Origin of the sequence: Azospirillum fermentarium, assembly GCF_025961205.1 — a bacterium.
Lineage (GTDB): Bacteria > Pseudomonadota > Alphaproteobacteria > Azospirillales > Azospirillaceae > Azospirillum > Azospirillum fermentarium.
Window position 1 is genome coordinate 2,422,978 of sequence record NZ_JAOQNH010000001.1, and the last position, 17,357, is coordinate 2,440,334.

General features: G+C 70.3%; 15 protein-coding genes. 10 read left to right on the forward strand and 5 right to left on the reverse strand.

Features of this window, described 5'->3' with window-relative positions; genetic code table 11:
- The first annotated feature begins 130 nt into the window (after positions 1 to 130).
- From M2352_RS11385 to M2352_RS11420, 8 genes are all read left to right on the forward strand, one after another.
- Positions 131 to 673 carry a chemotaxis protein CheW gene (locus tag M2352_RS11385; RefSeq protein WP_264664600.1) on the forward strand — a complete coding sequence of 181 codons (543 nt, stop codon included), beginning with the start codon at positions 131 to 133 and terminating at the stop codon, positions 671 to 673.
- Entirely contained in the window at positions 670 to 2,109 is a 1,440-nt protein-coding gene (locus tag M2352_RS11390; RefSeq protein ID WP_264664601.1) for a CheR family methyltransferase, read from the forward strand. Before M2352_RS11385 ends, M2352_RS11390 begins: the two co-directional genes overlap by 4 nt.
- Positions 2,106 to 2,729 (forward strand): chemotaxis protein CheW, encoded by a 624-nt coding sequence (locus tag M2352_RS11395; RefSeq protein ID WP_264664602.1) that lies wholly within the window; start codon positions 2,106 to 2,108, stop codon positions 2,727 to 2,729. Before M2352_RS11390 ends, M2352_RS11395 begins: the two co-directional genes overlap by 4 nt.
- Positions 2,726 to 4,402: a methyl-accepting chemotaxis protein gene (locus M2352_RS11400; protein WP_264664603.1), complete on the forward strand. Its 1,677-nt coding sequence runs from the start codon at positions 2,726 to 2,728 to the stop codon at positions 4,400 to 4,402. Before M2352_RS11395 ends, M2352_RS11400 begins: the two co-directional genes overlap by 4 nt.
- Positions 4,399 to 6,603 (forward strand): hybrid sensor histidine kinase/response regulator, encoded by a 2,205-nt coding sequence (locus tag M2352_RS11405; protein WP_264664604.1) that lies wholly within the window; start codon positions 4,399 to 4,401, stop codon positions 6,601 to 6,603. The genes M2352_RS11400 and M2352_RS11405 overlap by 4 nt, the downstream gene beginning before the upstream one ends.
- Positions 6,600 to 7,700 (forward strand): chemotaxis-specific protein-glutamate methyltransferase CheB, encoded by a 1,101-nt coding sequence (cheB, locus tag M2352_RS11410; protein WP_264664605.1) that lies wholly within the window; start codon positions 6,600 to 6,602, stop codon positions 7,698 to 7,700. The genes M2352_RS11405 and cheB overlap by 4 nt, the downstream gene beginning before the upstream one ends.
- Complete coding sequence (locus M2352_RS11415; RefSeq protein WP_264664606.1) at positions 7,697 to 8,521, forward strand: response regulator; 825 nt, start codon at positions 7,697 to 7,699, stop codon at positions 8,519 to 8,521. The genes cheB and M2352_RS11415 overlap by 4 nt, the downstream gene beginning before the upstream one ends.
- Before the next feature lie 129 nt (positions 8,522 to 8,650).
- Positions 8,651 to 10,171 carry an ATP-binding response regulator gene (locus tag M2352_RS11420; protein WP_264664607.1) on the forward strand — a complete coding sequence of 507 codons (1,521 nt, stop codon included), beginning with the start codon at positions 8,651 to 8,653 and terminating at the stop codon, positions 10,169 to 10,171.
- On the opposite strand, the gene M2352_RS11425 is transcribed toward M2352_RS11420, so the two are convergent.
- Together M2352_RS11425 and queE are read right to left on the reverse strand one after the other, a co-directional pair.
- Entirely contained in the window at positions 10,172 to 10,690 is a 519-nt protein-coding gene (locus M2352_RS11425) for a 6-carboxytetrahydropterin synthase (RefSeq protein ID WP_264664608.1), read from the reverse strand.
- A complete protein-coding gene (gene queE, locus M2352_RS11430; protein ID WP_264664609.1) occupies positions 10,687 to 11,322 on the reverse strand; it encodes a 7-carboxy-7-deazaguanine synthase in 636 nt (211 codons plus the stop codon). Before queE ends, M2352_RS11425 begins: the two co-directional genes overlap by 4 nt.
- A gap of 165 nt (positions 11,323 to 11,487) precedes the next feature.
- On the opposite strand from queE, the gene M2352_RS11435 reads away from it, so the two are divergent.
- Complete coding sequence (locus M2352_RS11435; RefSeq protein ID WP_264664610.1) at positions 11,488 to 12,864, forward strand: (Fe-S)-binding protein; 1,377 nt, start codon at positions 11,488 to 11,490, stop codon at positions 12,862 to 12,864.
- A gap of 51 nt (positions 12,865 to 12,915) precedes the next feature.
- Entirely contained in the window at positions 12,916 to 13,119 is a 204-nt protein-coding gene (locus M2352_RS11440) for a hypothetical protein (protein ID WP_264664611.1), read from the forward strand.
- Positions 13,120 to 13,140: 21 nt separating this feature from the next.
- Here the strand turns inward: M2352_RS11440 and M2352_RS11445 are convergent, their stop codons facing one another.
- The 3 genes from M2352_RS11445 to M2352_RS11455 form a co-directional block, all read right to left on the reverse strand.
- Entirely contained in the window at positions 13,141 to 15,081 is a 1,941-nt protein-coding gene (locus tag M2352_RS11445; RefSeq protein WP_264664612.1) for a sensor histidine kinase, read from the reverse strand.
- 155 nt (positions 15,082 to 15,236) lie between these two features.
- Positions 15,237 to 16,028 (reverse strand): alpha/beta fold hydrolase, encoded by a 792-nt coding sequence (locus M2352_RS11450; protein WP_264664613.1) that lies wholly within the window; start codon positions 16,026 to 16,028, stop codon positions 15,237 to 15,239.
- 8 nt (positions 16,029 to 16,036) lie between these two features.
- Complete coding sequence (locus tag M2352_RS11455; RefSeq protein WP_264665343.1) at positions 16,037 to 17,347, reverse strand: O-acetylhomoserine aminocarboxypropyltransferase; 1,311 nt, start codon at positions 17,345 to 17,347, stop codon at positions 16,037 to 16,039.
- Positions 17,348 to 17,357 lie beyond the last annotated feature (10 nt).

Genomic DNA, 17,357 nt, shown 5'->3' on the forward strand with positions numbered 1-17,357 from the left:
CTATGGCCCATGCTGCGATCCTATGGCATTGGTCAGAGAGGTTTTTTCCATGGTGGTATTTTCTCCCTGATCGATCCGGGGCATGTTCTGGGTTGCCCAGCGCCAGAACAGGGGAACCCGATTTCCGGTCATGAGTGATGCCGCCGTCCCGCCGCCCGCCATCGTTTTCGACGTGTCCGGCCACCGCCTGTCCCTGCCGGCGGCGGCGGTCGTGCGCGTCCTGCCTTTGCCGCGGCTGGACCGGCTGCCGGCGTCCCCGGCGGTGATCGCCGGGCTGTTCCGCTATGGCACGGCACTGGTGCCGGCTCTGTATCTGGATGTGCTGCTGGGACTGCCCGCCGCCCTGCCCGGCCTGTACCGCCCGCTGCTGCTGTGCCGGCGGCCCGGCGGCATGACCGCCTATCTCTGCGACCGGGTGGTCGGGCTGGTGACCCCGCCGTCCCTGGCGCCGTTGCCGCAGCCGAACGGGGGCATGGTGCCGCTCAGCTTCAACCGTTGCGTGGCCGGACGGTTCGAGCACGGGGGGGCGGTGTGCCTGCTGCTGGACCCCGCGCGGCTGCTGACCGCGGCTGAGGAACAGAGCCTGGACGCCCACCGCCGCATCGCCGAGGAACGGGCCGCCGTGTGGACCGATACCCCCGTCTGGCCCGCCGCCGCGGAGGATGCGCCATGAACGCCCGCCCCTCCGTGCCCCTGCCGGTCCCCGGTCCGGCGGCCATCGCCCGCGACCCCCATTTCGCGCGGCTGAAATCCTTCATCATCCAGCGCACCGGCCTTGCCTATTACGCTGACAAGGATCTGGCGCTGGCCGAGCGGATCAACCGCCGCCTGACCGACCGGGGGCAGGCGGACCTGGGCGCCTATCACCGCGCGCTGGCCGACGAAAGCGTGCGGGGCACGGAGATGCAGGCGCTGATCAACGAACTGTGCGTCGGCGAAACCTTCTTCTTCCGCTATGTGGAACAGTTCGAGGCGCTGCGGGTGGTGGCGGTCCCCGAATGCCTGCGCCGCAACGCCGAAACCCGCACCCTGCGCATCTGGAGTGCGGGCTGCTCCATCGGGGCGGAGGCGTACACGCTGGAAATCCTGCTGAAACGCCATTTCGCCGCCGAACTGGACGGCTGGCGGGTGCTGATCCTGGGCACCGACATCAACCGTGCCTTCCTGGACCAGGCCCGCCGCGGGGTGTACGGCGACTGGAGCCTGCGCGGCCTGCCCGCCGCCTTGCAGAAGGATTGCTTCGACAGCGCCGGCAACGGCTGGTCGGTCAAGCCGGCGTTCCGCGCCTGGACCCGGTTCGACATGGTCAATCTGGTGGAAGACACCCTGCCCGATTTCTCCCGCGGCATCGCCGGGTTCGACATCATCCTGTGCCGCAACGTCATGATCTATTTCGACGAGCCCACGCGGCACCGGCTGATCGGCAACCTGCGCGACAGTCTGCTGGACGGCGGCTGGCTGGTGGTCGGCCATGCGGAGACGGGGGCGGAGATGAACGCCGCCTTCACGCCCGTGCCGGTGCCGGGCGCCACGCTCTACCGCAAGCCCGATCCGCTGGCCGCCCGCCGCCCGCCGCCCCCGCCCGCGGCGGACATGACGGCCGTGGCGCCCCCGCCCCTGTCGCCCGTCCTGCCGCCGCCCCAAAAGCCGTGCCGGCCCCGCAAGGCCCCGGCTGCCGAACCCGCCGCCGCCCCGCCGCCGGGCACCCCCGCCGTCACCCTGGCGACGGTGACGGCGCTGGAGGATGCGGGCGAACTGGCCGCGGCCCTGGAAGCCTGCACCACCCTGACCCGGGAGGAACCGCTGAACAGCGGCGCCCACTTCCATCTGGCCCGGCTGCAAGAGGAACTGGGGGTGGGCGACCCGCTGGTGCCGTACCGTGCAGCACTCTACCTCGATCCCGATTTTGCACTGGCCAGCTATCACCTGGGGCTGGCCTGCTGGCGGCGGGGCAAGCTGGCGCCGGCCCAGCGCTGTTTCCGCAACGCGCGCAACGCCATCGCCCGGCTGGACGGCGATGCCCCGGTGGCCGAGGGCCGCGGCCTGACCGTGCAGGAGCTGAACGGGATGATCGCCCTGTGGCTGGACGGCGAGGAGGGCGGCGCGTGACCCCGGCCAGCCTGCGCAAGGGGGAACCCATCGACTGGAACGACGTGCGCCGCCGGCTGGCCGAACGCCAGCGGGCGCTTCAGCAGGCGTTTGCCGGCGAAGGCCCGTGGGCCGACGCCCTGCTGGAACGGCGCACGGAGGAGTTGGCCCGCCTCGACTCCCCCGTTGACGGGGGGGCCGGGACCGGACGGCTGCTGGTGGCCTCGGGCACCCGGCTGCGCTACGGCATTCCGCTGGACCGGCTGTCACGGGTGCTGCCGGTGCCGCAGGTGGCCCCGGTGCCGGGGGCGCGGCCTGAACTGCTGGGGCTGATCGCCGTGTTCGGGCGGGTGATGCGGCTGTTCGACGCCGACGCCCTGTGCGGCGAGCCGGCGGAGGCCGACCGCGGCTTCGGCTATGCCGCCGTCCTGCGCGGCGGCATGCGGCCCGTGGCACTGCGCTTCCTGGCGCTGGAAGACGCGGTTCCCACCCCGCCGGCGGCGGAGGGCGGCGGGACGGACGCCCGCCCCTGCCCGTTCATCGGCGTGGTCACACCCGCCCGCATCGCGGTGCTGGACGTGCCCGCCCTCTTCACCTCCCTGGACATGAACGAGACATCGGAAGGACCGGCAGAGCCATGACGTTCAAGGTTGCCCACAAGCTGGCGCTGGGATTCGGGGCCGTGTGCCTGCTGACGGTCGCCCTGTCGGTGTATCAGCTCTACCATTTCGCCGACGCCCTGCGGCTGATGCGCGCCATCGCCACCCAGGACATCCTGGTCACCGACCTGATGCGCGACATCGTGCAGATCCAGGGCGAACTGCGCTACGCCCGCGAGGTGGCGGTGACCGACGCCGTGATCGCCCAGACCAGCGGCGCCCCGTCCCACACGGTGGAGCAGAACCAGGAGTATCTGGAGGCGTCCCAGCGCCTGCGCGGCCAGCTTCAGCGCCTGATCGACCACACCACCGACCGCCGCACCAGCGGCCTGACCGAGGGGCGGCGCAATGCCTGGGGGGAAACCGCCGAGGCGGTGCAGGAACTGTCCCGCCGCTTCCAGAGTCTGCGGGACCGGGTAACCCCGCTGTTCCAGGCGCTGAACGACGGGCGGCTGCAGGACGCCCTGCGCCTGCGCGGGGAGGTGGACGCGCTGCGCGGCCAGCTGGACAACCAGATCAACGCCATCAACGACCTGATCCGCAAGCTGGGCATGGCCGGCAACCAGGAACTCGAATCCATCTACGACACCGCCCTGCGCTCGGCGGCGCTGGCGCTGGCGGCCATGCTGATCACCGCCGTCACCATCGCCGTGCTGATCGGCCAGTCCATCAGCCGCCGGCTGGGGGAAGCCATCGGCTTCATCGGGCGGGTGGGCCAGGGCGACCTGACCCAGACCGCCACCATCCGCGGCAACGACGAACTGGCCCAGCTCGGCCGCCACCTGAACGACATGACCGTGAACCTCAAGGCGGTGGCCGGCACCACCCGCGCCGCGGCGGAAAACGTCCACGCCGCCACCGCCCAGATCCGCGCCAGCACCCAGCAGCAGGCGGCCAGCGTGTCGGAACAGTTGGCGGCGGTGGAGGAAACCACCGCCACCCTGTCGGAGATCACCGAATCCGGCGCCCAGATCAGCCGCCGCGCGCAGGAGGTGGCCCACAGCGCCCATGCCGCGGCCTCCACCGGCGACAGCGGCATCAAGGCGGTGGCCGACACCAACCAGGCCATGGACGCCATCCGCGAACAGGCCGAGGCGGTGGCGGAGAACATCGTCATCCTGTCCGAACGCACCCAGGCCATCGGCGAGATCATCATCACCGTCAGCGACATCGCCGAACGCTCCCACCTGCTGGCGCTGAACGCCGCCATCGAGGCGGCGGCCGCGGGCGAGCACGGGCGCACCTTCGCCGTGGTGGCCGGCGAACTGAAAAGCCTGGCCGATCAGGCCAAGGAGGCCACGGCCCAGGTGCGTTCCAACCTGTCGGAGATCCAGCACGGCATCAACGCCTCGGTCATGCTGACGGAAGAGGCGGTGAAGCGCGTGACCGCCGGCAAGCGCCAGACCGATGCCACCCAATCCACCATCCGCGACCTTGTGGACAACATTCAGGACAGCGTGGTGGCGTTCCAGCAGATCGTCGCCGGCACCAACCAGCAGCAGATCGGGCTGGAGCAGGTGATCCAGGCGCTGCAGAACATCCGGCAGGCGTCCAGCCAGACCGCCGCCGGCACCCGCCAGCTCGAAGGGGCTGCAACCAACCTCAACACCCTTGGCCAGACGCTGGTCGAAGCGGTCAGGAACTACCGGGTGTGACCGATATCCGCCAGCGGCTCCTGGCCGCCTTCGAACTGGAGCACAAGGAACATCTGGCCGCCATCCGCGACGCGCTGCGCCTTGCCGAGGGGGAGGGCGGCGCGCGTCTCGACCTGCAGGAAATCCATCGCCGCGCCCACAGCCTGAAGGGGGCTGCCCGCGCGGTGGACCTGCCGGATGTGGAAGCCCTGGCCCACCGGCTGGAATCCCTGTTCCTGATGGTGCAGCGGGGGGAGCGGGCGCTGGGGCCCGACCTGTTCAGCCTGATCCGTCACACGCTGGATGCCATCGAGGATGCGGTGGCCTGGGCCAGCCGCGGCGGGACGGAAGCCGGCAGCATCGCCATCGACACCGTGCTGGCCCAGCTCGACCGGGTGGTGGGGACCGGCGCCTCCCAGCCGCCCCCGCCGGCAGCCGTGCGCCACGCGCCCCCGCCCCGCCCCGTCCGCCCGGCGGACACGGCGGCAGCCCTGGCGGCGGCCCCGGTCCCGCGGCTGGTGCGCATCAACGCCGCCAGCCTGGAACAGCTTCTCGACACCGCGTCCGCCCTGCTGCCGGAGGTGGAGGAGCAGGCGGCGCTGAACGACGGGCTGCGCACGCTCAGCCGCGACATGGGGGTTCTGGAACAGGCGTGGCGCCGGCTGCGTCAGGCCCTGCCCGACACCCCCGACGCCCGGCTGGCGGAAACCCTGTCCGCCTTCGAACGGCGGCTGAGGACGGCGGCCTCCAGCACACAGGCCGTGCGCCGCCGCCAGGACCGCGCCCTGTGGAACCTGCGCCGCTGGGGCGGGGGCCTGCACGACGGGGTGCGGCGGCTGCGCATGGTGCCGGCGGAATCCCAGTTCGGCGGGCTGGGCCGCATGGTCCGCGACCTCGCCCGCTCCCAGGGCAAGGAGGTGGAGGCCGATATCCTGGGGCTGGATGTGGAGGCCGACCGCATGGTGCTCCAGCGGCTGAAGGATCCGGTCCTCCACCTGCTGCGCAACGCCGTCAGCCACGGCATCGAGCCGCCGGAGGAGCGGCTGAACGCCGGCAAGCGCGCCGCCGGCTCCATCCGGCTGGAAACCGCGGTGGTCAACGGGCGGCTGCGGGTGGTGATCGAGGACGACGGGCGCGGCATCGACCTGGCCCGCATCGCCCGCGAAGCCGCCGCCCGCGGCCTGATCCCCGATCAAGGAGAGGGGGAGGCGGCACCCCTGCCCCCGGAACAGCTCACCGGCCTGCTGGCCGAACCCGGCTTTTCCACCGCCGCCGCGGTGACCGAGATTTCCGGCCGCGGCATGGGCGTCACCATCGCCCGGCAGGAGGTGCTGCACCTGCAGGGCCAACTGACCATCGCGCCCCGCCCGCGCGGCGGCACGGTGGTGACGGTGGAGGTTCCGGTCAGCCTGTCGTCCCAGCGGCTGTTGTTCGTCTCAGTCGGCGGCCACACGCTGGCCCTGCCCGCCGCCGACGTGGCGCGGGTGATGCGGGTGCGCACCACCGACCTGCTGCCGCTGGGCGGTTCGCCCGTGCTGCGGCTGGAGGACGAGGATGTCGCGGTGGTGCCGCTGGCGGCATTGCTGTCGCTGCCCCTGCCCGCCCCGGCGGATTGGGCGGTGCTGGCGGTCACCCGCATCGGCGGGCGGCGGGTGGCGCTGGCGGTGGACGAGGCCCAGGCCACCCGCGACGCCGTGGTCAGCGGCATCGACGAGGTGGGGCTGGATCCGCAGCGCTTTTTGGGCACGGTCCTGCTCGAAAACGGGGCGCCGGCGCTGGTGCTGAACGCCGGCAGTCTGGCCCTGCCCGCCCATGGCCTGCCCAGCCTTCCGGTATCCACACCATCGGCTATGGTCCGCCGAAGTCATATCCTGGTTGTCGATGACTCCATTACGACACGCACGCTGGAAAAAAGTATCCTGGAAGCCCATGGTTACAGGGTAACCCTGTGCGTTGACGGGCGGGAGGCCCTGGAAACGCTCCATGGGCAGACTGTTGATCTTATCGTCAGCGATGTGGAGATGCCGCGGATGGATGGTTTCGCCTTGGTCCAGGCGGTAAAGTCCGATCCTGTTCTGTCGGATATTCCGGTGATCCTCGTCACCTCCCGCGCGTCGGACGAGGACCGGCAGCGTGGCCTGCTGCTGGGGGCCGACGCCTACATCGTCAAGACACGCTTCGATCAGGATGAACTGCTGGACGGAATACGGCGGCTGATATGACCACCCCCCGCCGCACCAAGGTGCTGATTATCGAGGATTCCCCGGTCGTGCAGGAGCTTCTCTGCCACATCGTGGGCCAGGATCCACGGCTTGAGGTGACCGGAGTCGCCGCGTCGGGAGAACAGGCGCTGCGCATGCTGGACCGCATCCATCCCGACGTGGTGTCGCTGGACATCCGTCTGCCCGGCATGGACGGGTTCCAGGTGACGCAGCAGATCATGCGCCACCGCCCGACCCCCATCGTGGTGGTGGCCTCGGCCTCCACCGACGCCGCCATGCCGATGAAGGCGCTGCAGGCGGGGGCGCTGGCGGTGGTGGAGAAGCCGGGCGGCCTGTCGCGCGGCGATTACCAGGCGCTGTCCCGCCACCTGTGCACCCAGCTCTACAGCATGAGCCAGGTGAAGGTGATCCGCCAGCGCATCACCCGGCCCGAACGGGGACCGCCCGTGCGGGGAAACGGACGGATGCCCGCCCCTGCCGACGGCCCGTCGCCGTTCGCTTCGGCACCGGCCCAGCGGGTGTATAAGGCGCTGGGCATCGCCACGTCCACCGGGGGGCCGAACGCGCTGGTCAAGCTGCTGGGCGGGCTGGGCGGGCTGCCGCCGCTGCCAGTCCTGCTGGTCCAGCACATCGGGGCGCCGTTCGTGGCCGGGTTCGCGTCATGGCTGGGGTCGGTCTGTCCGTTTCCGGTGGTGGTGGCGGAAAACGGTGCCTTTCCGATGCCGGGGACCATCCACATGGCCCCCGGTGACCGCCACCTGTCGCTGACGCCCACCGGGCGGATCGTCCTGACCGACGACCCGCCCCAGTGCGGCCAGCGCCCGTCGGGGGATGTGATGTTCGAGGCCATGGCCGCCACCTACGGCCCCGGCGGGTTGGGGGTGATCCTGACCGGCATGGGGGAAGACGGTGCCCGCGGCCTGCTGGCCATGCGGCGGGCCGGCGCCTACACCATTGCCGAGCACGCCTCCACCGCCGTGATCCACGGCATGCCCGGCGCCGCCGTGCGTCTGGGGGCTGCGCTGGAGGAACTGCCCTTGGACGACATCCCCGCCCGCCTCCTTCATCTGGTCCAAAACCCGACGGAATCGCCATGACGCCGGCCCGTGTCCTCATCCTGAACGGTTCAGCCACGCAGGCCATGCTCCTCCGCCACCTGCTGGAGGAGCGTGGCCTGCGCGCCGACTGCACCGACAGCGTGGCGGGGGCGGCGGCGGCCCTGGCGCCCGAATTCGGCACCTTCGATCCGGAAAACGGGCCGCCCGACGCCATCCTGGCCGACCACACCACGCTGGGGGAAAACGGGCTGGCGGAGTTGCGCCGCCGCTCCGCCGTGCCGGCCATCATCGTCACCGGCGCCGACCGGGTGCCGGCGGGGCTGAACGACATCCACCGCATCGAATCCCGCGACCCGGAGGCGGTGGCCGACGCGGTGGAGGCTCTGCTGAAACGGCGGGAGGAGCCGCCCACCGCCGACGCCATCTTCAAACGCGCCCGCATCCTGATCGTGGACGACAGCGTGACGTACCGCGAGTTCCTGCGCCTGGAGCTGATGGAGGAAGGCTGCGGCATCACCGTGGCCCGCAACGCCGCGGAAGCGATCCAGGCGTTGTCGGAGGCCACCTTCGACACGGTGATCATCGATCTCGTGATGCCCGGGGTCAGCGGCACGGCGCTGTGCCAGACGCTGGACCGTTTCCGCCGCCGCCGCGGCCTGTTCTTCCAGATCCTGATCCTGACCAGCCAGGAGGGGGACGAGCAGCTTGCCAGCAGCCTGAACGCCGGGGCCGACGATTTCATCGGCAAATCGCGGTCGCTGGAGGTCTTCAAGCTGCGGTTGATGGCGCTGTTGCGGCGGAAATACCTGATGGAGGACAGTCTGCGCCTGCGTATGCCGAACGCCCTACCCCGGCCATGAGCATACCAACCATGAGGTTACACCGTTCGATGGATTCCGCAGCGGCGCCGCACACGGTAAGTTCGAGAGACAACAATATTTCAGCTTGTTGAATTTTTCCGCCCGCTTTCCCGAACGAACGGACATCCCATGACCCGTACGGTCCATGCAGCCAGCGTCAACAGCCCGGTCCACGGCGCCTCCCCCGTGCCGGACGGGGTGGCTGCGGCGCTGGCCATCTGCCGGACCAGCCCGGTTCCGGCCTTTGCCGTCACCGGCCCCGAACGGTCTGTGATGGAAAGCCCGGCGCTGGAAAGCCTGCGGCTTTCCCGCGGGGGCCACGGCGTGCCCGCCGCCGCCCTGGCCGGGGCGGTGGAGGAGCTGTTCGGCGACGGGGTGACGGCGGACGACGCCATGATCATTTCCGTTCCGCTGGGCAACCCCGCCGTTCCCGTTTCCATGACCGCCGTCCCGGTGGTGGCAGGGGGGAAGGTTCAGGCGGTGTTCGCCAGCGGCGCCCCGCCGGCCGGAGACGACGCCGTGCGGGTGGAGGTGGAGCGGGCCACCGCCGCCAAATCCCGTTTCCTTGCCTCGGCCAGCCACGACCTGCGCCAGCCGTTCCAGGCCATGCGCCTGTTCCTGGAGGCACTGACGGTGCAGCTCGACGGGCAACAGCGCGCCCTTCAGACCGCCGGACTGCTGGGCAACGCGCTCCAGGCGGGGGAAAAGCTGCTGACCGCCCTGCTCGACATCTCCACGCTCGACGCCGGCACGGTCAAGGTGGCGCCCAAGACCTTCGCCCTCGATGACATGATACTGCGGCTGGCCGACGAGATCCGGCCCCAGGCGGCGGAAAAGGGCCTGTCCATCAAGGTGCGCATCCAAGCGGCCACCGCCGACACCGATCCGGTGCTGCTGGAACGCATCATCCGCAACCTGCTGTCGAACGCCGTGCGCTACACCCGTCAGGGGGCGATCCTGCTGGCCGTGCGCCCCCGTGGCGGCGCCCTGCGGGTGGAGGTGTGGGACACCGGCTTCGGCATCCCGCCGGAACAGCTCGACTCCATCTTCGACGAATTCCACCAGTTGGAAAACCCGTCGCGCGATCCCGACAAGGGGCTGGGGCTGGGGCTGGCCATCGTCCGGCGCCTGTCGCATCTGCTGCACACGCCGCTGACGGTGCGGTCCACCGTGGGGCGCGGGTCGCTGTTCGCCGTGACCGTGCCACGGGCGGCGGAGGAAGAGGTGGCCGCCGAGGACAACCCGGATTCCGCCGGCGCGCTGCCGCTGCACGGCACCACGGTGCTGGTGGTGGACGACGACGCCATGGTGCTGACCGGCCTGCGGCTCAGCCTGGAAAGCTGGGGCTGCACCGTGGTCTTTGCCGGCGACATGCGCGAGGTGATGCAGGCGGTGGACGGGCTGACCGAGCCGCCGGACATCATCCTGTCCGACCTGCGCCTGCCGGGCGGGGTGACGGGGTTCCAGGTGATCGACCGGGTACGGCGGCTGTTCGCCACCACCATCCCGGCGGTGGTGCTGACCGGCGAGACGGGGGAAGCGGAACTGGTGGAAGGCCGGCGCCGCGGCTGCGCCTTCCTGCACAAGCCGCTGCACCCTGCGGACCTGCGCCAGGTGCTGGGCCGCATCCGGTCGGGGGAAGCGTCATAATCAGGGCCGGTAATCGGCCCGGCAGTTGGGGGTTTCCCACACCGTCAGGGCCGACAGGCGGGCAAGACCGCCGCTGCGGCGCAGGACCAGCGGGGCCAGCCGCTCGAACCAGTGGCGGGCCAGACATTCGGCGGTGGGCTGGAACGGCACCACATAGAGCTTGGTGGCAAGCCGCGTGTCCTCGGTCAGCAGGAAGCCTTCCGCTTCCACCGCATCCCGCACCCGCGCGGTCCACGCCGCCGCTTCGCCGGGGGCGAACATGGCCAGCAGGTCATCGTCCGCCGCCGCGGCGATGAAGCCGTGGTCGCAGGGCGTGTCGATCACCTCCACCATCGCCCCTTTCAGGAAGCCGAAATCCACCACCATGCCGGTCTGTTCACCGCTGCCGTGGACGGCGGCGGCTTCCGCCGTCGCCTCGACGGCATAGCGGTGGCCGTGCATGTGCCGGCACTTGGACCCGTGGGTCATGATGCGGTGGCCGGCGTCGATCTCGATCCGGCGGGTGACGGTGAAGCTCATGGAATTCCGAGAAACTTGTGGGTTTGCAGGCTGAGCCGCCAGCGGGGGTGGTCCAGACAGTAGCGCACGGCGGCGGCGGTGTTGGCCGCCTGCTCCGGCCCGTCCATGGGCTGGAGGAAGCGGTGGGCAAAGGCCAGCCCGTCCAGAGCGTCGGGCGCCAGCCCGTCCTGGGGGAAGACCAGTTTCAACTCGTCCCCGCCGGTGACGGCCAGCGGCACCCCGGCCTTGGGGCTGACGCACAGCCAGTCGATGCCGGGCGGCGGCGCCACCGTGCCGTTGGTTTCCACCGCCACGGCGAAGCCCCGGCGGTGAAAGGCGTCCAGCAGGGCGGGGTCCAGTTGCAGCAGCGGCTCCCCGCCGGTGCAGACCACCAGCGGCGTTCCCTCCCCGCGTGCCGGCCACTGGTCGGCCACCGCATCGGCCAGGGCGTCGGCGCCGGCGAAGCGCCCGCCGCCTTCGCCGTCCATGCCGACGAAATCGGTATCGCAGAACCGGCAGGTGGCCTCCCCCCGGTCCTCTTCGCGTCCCGACCACAGGTTGCAGCCGGAAAAGCGGCAGAACACCGCCGGCGTGCCGGCCTTCGCCCCCTCACCCTGAAGGGTGTAGAAGATCTCCTTGACGGCGTAGCTCACGGCTCCTCGCTCATCCCCCGTTGGCGGCCGCATTGGGACACCGGGCCGCGGCGTCTTGGCAAGGGATTTCTGTGTCCCGCCCCCGCCGCCGCCCGGTTTGTCGCCTTTGCGACAAAAACGCTGGCCTGAGATTTGCTTCTTCATGGCGTGGGACAAGGGGGAGCCATGAAAACCCATCTCGACTGGTCGGCCTACGACACCTATGGCATCGGCGATGCCTTTTCCGGCATTCCCATCACCGGGGGCAGCTACGCCAGGGCGGTTGCCGTGTGCATGCACAACCGCCAATGCCAGCGGTCGGGCAAGGGGGTGATGTGCCCCAGCTACCGCATCACCGGCGACGCCGCCCATTCGACCGAGGCGCGGGTGGCGGCGTTCAAGGCGGCGCTGAACGGCCAGTTGGGCGATTCCCCCTTTACCAGCGCCGAACTGGCCCGGGCCATGGACCTGTGCGTGTCGTGCAAGGGCTGCAAGAAGGAATGCCCCAGTTCGGTCGATATGACGCTCATCAAGACCGAATTCCTGGCCCAGCGCAACGACGTGGCCGGGGTGCCGCGGCGGGCGCGGCTGTTCGGCGGGCTGCCGGCGTGGGTCGGCCATTACCGCCGCACGGTACGGGCCATCGTGGCATTGCGCAACCGCGTGCCGGCGGTGGCGTGGGTGGCGGAAAAGCTTCTGGGCATCGCCGCGTCCCGCGCAATCCCCGTCCCCGCCGCCCGGCCGTTCCAGGCACCGGCACCCGCGGCGGACCCGGCACCACGGGGGGACGTGATCTTGTTCGTGGACACCTTCAGCCACCATTTCGAGCCCGCGGTGGCCGACGCGGCAACGGCGGTGCTGGCCGCCGCCGGCTACCGCGTCATCCCCGCCCGCCCGGCGGCGACGGATGCGGAGCCGGAGCGGGCGCTGTGCTGCGGGCGCACCTACCTGTCCACCGGCATGGTGGACAAGGCGCGGGCCGAGGCGAAGCGGGTGCTGGAGGCGCTGCACCCGGCGCTGGAGTCCCGCACCCCCATCGTCGGGCTGGAGCCGTCGTGCCTGCTGGCGCTGCGCGACGAGTTCTACAGCCTGAGCCTGGGCGGGGCGGAGGTGGCGCAGTTGGGCAAGCAGGCGTTCCTGTTCGAGGAATTCCTGGCACGGGAGGCCATGCGGGGCATGACCCTGCCCCTGAAGCCGGTGGCGGCCCGCAAGGTTCTGGTCCATGGCCATTGCCACCAGAAAGCCTTCGGCGCCATGAAATCCATGCGCAAGGTGCTGTCGTGGATTCCGGGGCTGGAGTTCGAGCTGATCGATTCAAGCTGCTGCGGCATGGCCGGCAGCTTCGGGCTGGAGGTGGAGCACGCCGAGGCATCGCGCCGGATGGGGGAACTGTCGCTCCTGCCCGCCATCCGTGCGGCCGCTCCCGACACGCCGGTCATCGCCGACGGCTTCTCCTGCCGCCACCAGATCCATGACGGCACCGGACGGACGGCGGTGCATATTGCACTTTTGTTAAGGGAAGCGCTGGATATCTCTGACGATAAGCGTATAACAGGGGAATAACGCAACTATACTGTTTGTAGAGCAAGCGGACGGTCCAGACCGGACGCGCCAATGATGCCCATGACGATCACCGACGACCTGCTCGACCCCGACCTGCTGAACGATGCCATCCATACGCTGTCGCGTCAGCCGGACGGCACGCGGCCTCTGGCTGCGGTCCGCCGGCTCCAGGCCGTGCGCGACGGCGTATGCAGCCGGACGGATGATTGCCGCCGCTGCCCGGTGGAATGCCGCCTGAGCTACCACGCGGCGTGAACGGCGTGAGCTGTGCCCCCTTTACCGGGCCAATGCGGCCAGACAGGCTTCGCCGTCGGCGATCACCCGCGACGGTGGCAGGCAGACGGTGACGCTGGTGCCGGCACCGGCATGGCTGTCGATCAGCAGGCGGCCGCCGTGCCGCTCCACCAGCCGCTTGGCCAGCGGCAGCCCCAGCCCGGTTCCCCCATGGGTGCGGGTGATGGATTGGTCCAATTGCCCGAAGGGCACCAGGATGCGGGGGATATCGCCCGCCGGGATGCCGATGCCGCTGTCCTGCACCGACAGCACCACGCCCCCCTTGGCGGAGACACCGGCCCCCACCACCACCCGCCCGCCGGGATCGGTGAATTTGATGCTGTTGGACAGCAGATTGACCAACACCTGCCGCAGCCGCAGGGAATCGCCCCACAGCAACGGCAGCCCATCGGCCACCTGAAAGTCAACGGCCACCCCGCGCCGCTCCGCCTCCAGCGCCAGCAGGGTGATGGAATCGGCGGCCAGAGCCGCCACGTCCACCGGCTCCTCCTGTAATTCCATCTGGCCGGATTCCACCATGCTGATGTCCAGGATCTGGTCGATCAGGCCCAGCAGATGCTCGCCCGACGAGCGGATGGAATGGGCGTACTCCCCCACCCGCTCCGGCGTGGGCGGCCCCAGCGTCCGGGATTCGAGCAGTTGGGCGAAGCCGATCACGGCGTTGAGCGGCGTGCGCAGCTCGTGGCTCATCACCGCCAGAAAGGCCGTTTTGGCCCGGTCGGCGGATTCCGCCCGCTCCTTGGCCAGGATCAGGGCGCTCTGCGCCTCGATCCGTTCGGTGACGTCGCGGATGAGGGCGATGAACAGACGGCGGTTGCCGGCCTCCATCACCGAGATGGAAACGTCCGCCGGGCATGACGCGCCGCAGGCCCGGATCACCGGCACACCGGCATAGCGCTGCACCCCGTCGCCGCCCAGCGCCAGCAGGCCGCCGCACAGCCGGTCCTGCGCCGGGTCGAACAGGATGGGAAGCAGCCGGTCCACCCGCTGCCACAGAAGATCGCCGGGCGCCTGCCCGAACATGGTCCCGGCGGCACGGTTGGCGCTGTGGATCAGGCCGGCATCGTCCAGAACCACCACGGCGTCCGCCGCCGCCTCCATCACCGCGTTGGACCGCGCCTGGGCCACGGCCAGCGCCTCCACCGTGCGCACATATTCGCCCATGTCGGTGACGGTGCCGACCATGCCGCCGCCCAGCCCGCCGCCTTCGGGCAGGGGTGCGCTTTGCAGCAGGACCGGCACCTCCATGCCGTCGGGGCCGGTGAAACGGAAATCGATCAGCACCGGCTGGCGGGCGGCGGCACCGCGGCCCCATTCGCTGCGCACCCGGCCGCGGTCGGCGGGGTGGACGGCGGACAGCCATTCCATCCCCATGGCCCGTTCCGGCGATGCCAGCCCGGCCAGCATGGCGAAACGGCCGTTGGCGAAGATCACCCGGCCCGCGCCGTCCGTGCGGAAAATCCCATAGGGCGCCGAGCGCGCCAGCGTGTGATAGACCGCCTCCACATCCAGGAGCCGATGCCCGTCGTCCCCGCACCGGGCCGCACCGTCCCCGTTCCCGTCCCCGCAGTGGCGGGTCATGCGGACCACCACGCCGCCCACCGCCGGATCGCCCGTGTGGTCGAACGCAGTCAGGGACAGGGCGACCGACGACGCCTCGTCCTCCCCCGCCCGGTGCAGCACCGCCTCACCGCCGCCGCCGGCCGGCCCGCTGCGCCGCCACGCCGACAGGCAGGCGGTGGCCAGGGGGGGGCACAGGAACAGCGTGGCGAAGCCGGCCCCCACAACCGTCTCCGCGTCACGGCCCAGCAGAGCACGGGCAGGGCCGCTCACCTCCCGAACACGGTCATCGGGACCGACCAGAAGCAAGAGTTCGGTTGCAAAGGCTGCCAAGCCGGAACAGCCCGGCAACAGGTGATCCATCACACCCTCACTTTTCCGGTTGACGAAAGCCCGATACCGTCAGGCGGCCAACAGACAACCCCTAATTGCTTCCCTTTCGTAATATTTGAATTCAAATGTTAAAGACTGATAACGATAAACCTTCTATACATAGTGAACGAGACAACGCCCGGAACTCAACAGCGAAATGCCGCTATCACCTTCGATACGGGAACCGGGGTTTCCAGCATCATCATATGCCCCGCCCCCGCCATGGCGGCGACGGTGGCTCCGGGGATCAGCGCGGCCAAGGCCTTGCCTGCTCGGGCCGGGGACATGCGGTCATCATCCCCGACGATGACCAGCGCCGGGCAGGCCACCGCGGCGGCCCTGGCGGCACCGTCGGCAAAACCGTTGCACGCCGCCAGATCCACCCCCAGCACCCCCGGCCCCGACCGGCCCATCAGCCGCAGCGAACCGGGAATCAGCGCCAGCCCCGGCGTGGGCTGGCCGCCGACATGGCCGGCGGCGGCGAAACCCCAGGTAGCGATCAGACGGGGTGCCAGCGGGTCGCCGGCACGGGCCGCGGCCAGCAGGTCCGGGTGAACCGGCATCCGCTCCGCCGCACCCAGCAGGATCAGCCCGGCCACCCGCGCCGGGTGGCGGGCGGCGGCGCTGAGCGCCGTCAGCGCCCCCATGGAATGGCCGGCCAGCACCGCCCGTTCCACCCCCGCCGCGTCGAGAAAGGCGATGACCCAGTCGGCCAGCGCGTCGATGCTCTCCAGCGGCGCCCCACCCGACCGTCCATGACCCGGCAGGTCCACCGCCAGCACCGATTGCCCGTGGTGGGCCAGATAGCGGCTCTGGTGGACCCACACGGTGTGGTCCATGCCGGCCCCGTGCAGCAGCACCGTCACCGGGCCGCTGGTGTCCAACGGCCGCCCGCCGGTGTGGGCATAGACCGGGGCGCCGTTCACCATCACCTCCATGGGGCACCTCATGCCTTGGCGGCGGCGCGCAGCGCCTGCCGCAGGTCGTCTATCAGGTCGTCGGCATCCTCCAGCCCGATGGACAGGCGGATCATATCCTCCCCCACCCCGCTGGCGGCCAGCGCCTCGGCGTCGAGCTGGGCGTGGGTGGTGCTGGCCGGATGGATCACCAGCGACTTGGCATCGCCGACGTTGGCGAGGTGGGAGAACAGCGCCAGCGATTCGATGAAGCGCTTGCCCGCCGCCCGTCCTCCCTTGATGCCGAAGCTGACCACCGCCCCCGCTCCATGGGGCAGCAGGGCCGCGGCCAGCCGGTGGTCGGGGTGGTCGATCAGCTCGGGGTAGGTGACCCAGGCCACCGCGCCCTTGTCGCTGCACAGGTCGGATTCCAGGAACCCCACCACGCGGCGGGTGTTGTGGATGTGCCCCTTCATGCGCAGCGGCAGGGTTTCCACCCCCTGGAGCAGGTGGAAGGCGGTGGCCGGCGCCATGCAGGCGCCGAAATCCCGCAATCCCTCGGCCCGCGCCCGCATGATGAAGGCGGCGGGTCCGTATTCCTCGGCGAAGTCGATGCCGTGATAGCCGGCGTAGGGCTCGGTCAGGGTGGGGAATTTGCCCGACGCCTCCCAGTCGAAGGTGCCGCCGTCGATCACCGCCCCGCCGATGGCGATGCCGTGGCCGCCCAGCCATTTGGTCACCGAATGCATGACCAGATCGGCCCCATGCTCCAGCGGCCGGCACAGGTACGGGGTGCAGAAGGTGGAATCCACCAGGAACGGCACCCCGGCGTCGTGCGCGATGGCCGACACCGCCGGCAGATCCAGCACTTCCAGCCCCGGATTGCCCAGCACCTCGCCGAACACCAGCCGGGTTTCCGGGCGGATGGCGGCACGGAAGCCGTCGATGTCGCGGGGCGGAACGAAGGTGGTGGTGATGCCCAGCCGCGGCAGGGTATAGGCCAGCAAATTCCGGCTGCCGCCGTAGAGGGAGGCCGAGGCAACGATGTGCCCGCCCGATCCCATCAGGGTCAGGACCGCCAGGGTCAGCGCCGCCTGGCCGCTGGCGGTGCACACGGCCCCCACCCCGCCCTCCAGCCGCGCCAGCCGTTCCTCCAGCACCGCCACCGTGGGGTTGGAGATGCGGGAATAGATATGGCCCGGCTGTTCCAGGTTGAACAGCGACGCCGCGTGGTCGGTGTCCTCGAACACGAAGGACGAGGATTGGTAGATGGGCACCGCCCGCGCGCCGGTGTGCGGATCGGGCACCTGTCCGGCGTGCAGGCTGAGCGTGTCGAATTTCAGAAACTTGGCGTCCACCATGACCGGCCCC

Coding starts and splice junctions, on each gene's coding strand:
- cheB (WP_264664605.1), top strand. CDS start 6,600: ATGACCACCCCCCGCCGCACCAAGGTGCTGATTATCGAGGATTCCCCG.
- M2352_RS11435 (WP_264664610.1), top strand. CDS start 11,488: ATGAAAACCCATCTCGACTGGTCGGCCTACGACACCTATGGCATCGGC.
- M2352_RS11445 (WP_264664612.1), bottom strand. CDS start 15,081: ATGGATCACCTGTTGCCGGGCTGTTCCGGCTTGGCAGCCTTTGCAACC.
- M2352_RS11400 (WP_264664603.1), top strand. CDS start 2,726: ATGACGTTCAAGGTTGCCCACAAGCTGGCGCTGGGATTCGGGGCCGTG.
- M2352_RS11425 (WP_264664608.1), bottom strand. CDS start 10,690: ATGAGCTTCACCGTCACCCGCCGGATCGAGATCGACGCCGGCCACCGC.
- M2352_RS11450 (WP_264664613.1), bottom strand. CDS start 16,028: ATGGAGGTGATGGTGAACGGCGCCCCGGTCTATGCCCACACCGGCGGG.
- M2352_RS11455 (WP_264665343.1), bottom strand. CDS start 17,347: ATGGTGGACGCCAAGTTTCTGAAATTCGACACGCTCAGCCTGCACGCC.
- M2352_RS11440 (WP_264664611.1), top strand. CDS start 12,916: ATGATGCCCATGACGATCACCGACGACCTGCTCGACCCCGACCTGCTG.
- M2352_RS11415 (WP_264664606.1), top strand. CDS start 7,697: ATGACGCCGGCCCGTGTCCTCATCCTGAACGGTTCAGCCACGCAGGCC.
- M2352_RS11385 (WP_264664600.1), top strand. CDS start 131: ATGAGTGATGCCGCCGTCCCGCCGCCCGCCATCGTTTTCGACGTGTCC.
- M2352_RS11420 (WP_264664607.1), top strand. CDS start 8,651: ATGACCCGTACGGTCCATGCAGCCAGCGTCAACAGCCCGGTCCACGGC.
- M2352_RS11390 (WP_264664601.1), top strand. CDS start 670: ATGAACGCCCGCCCCTCCGTGCCCCTGCCGGTCCCCGGTCCGGCGGCC.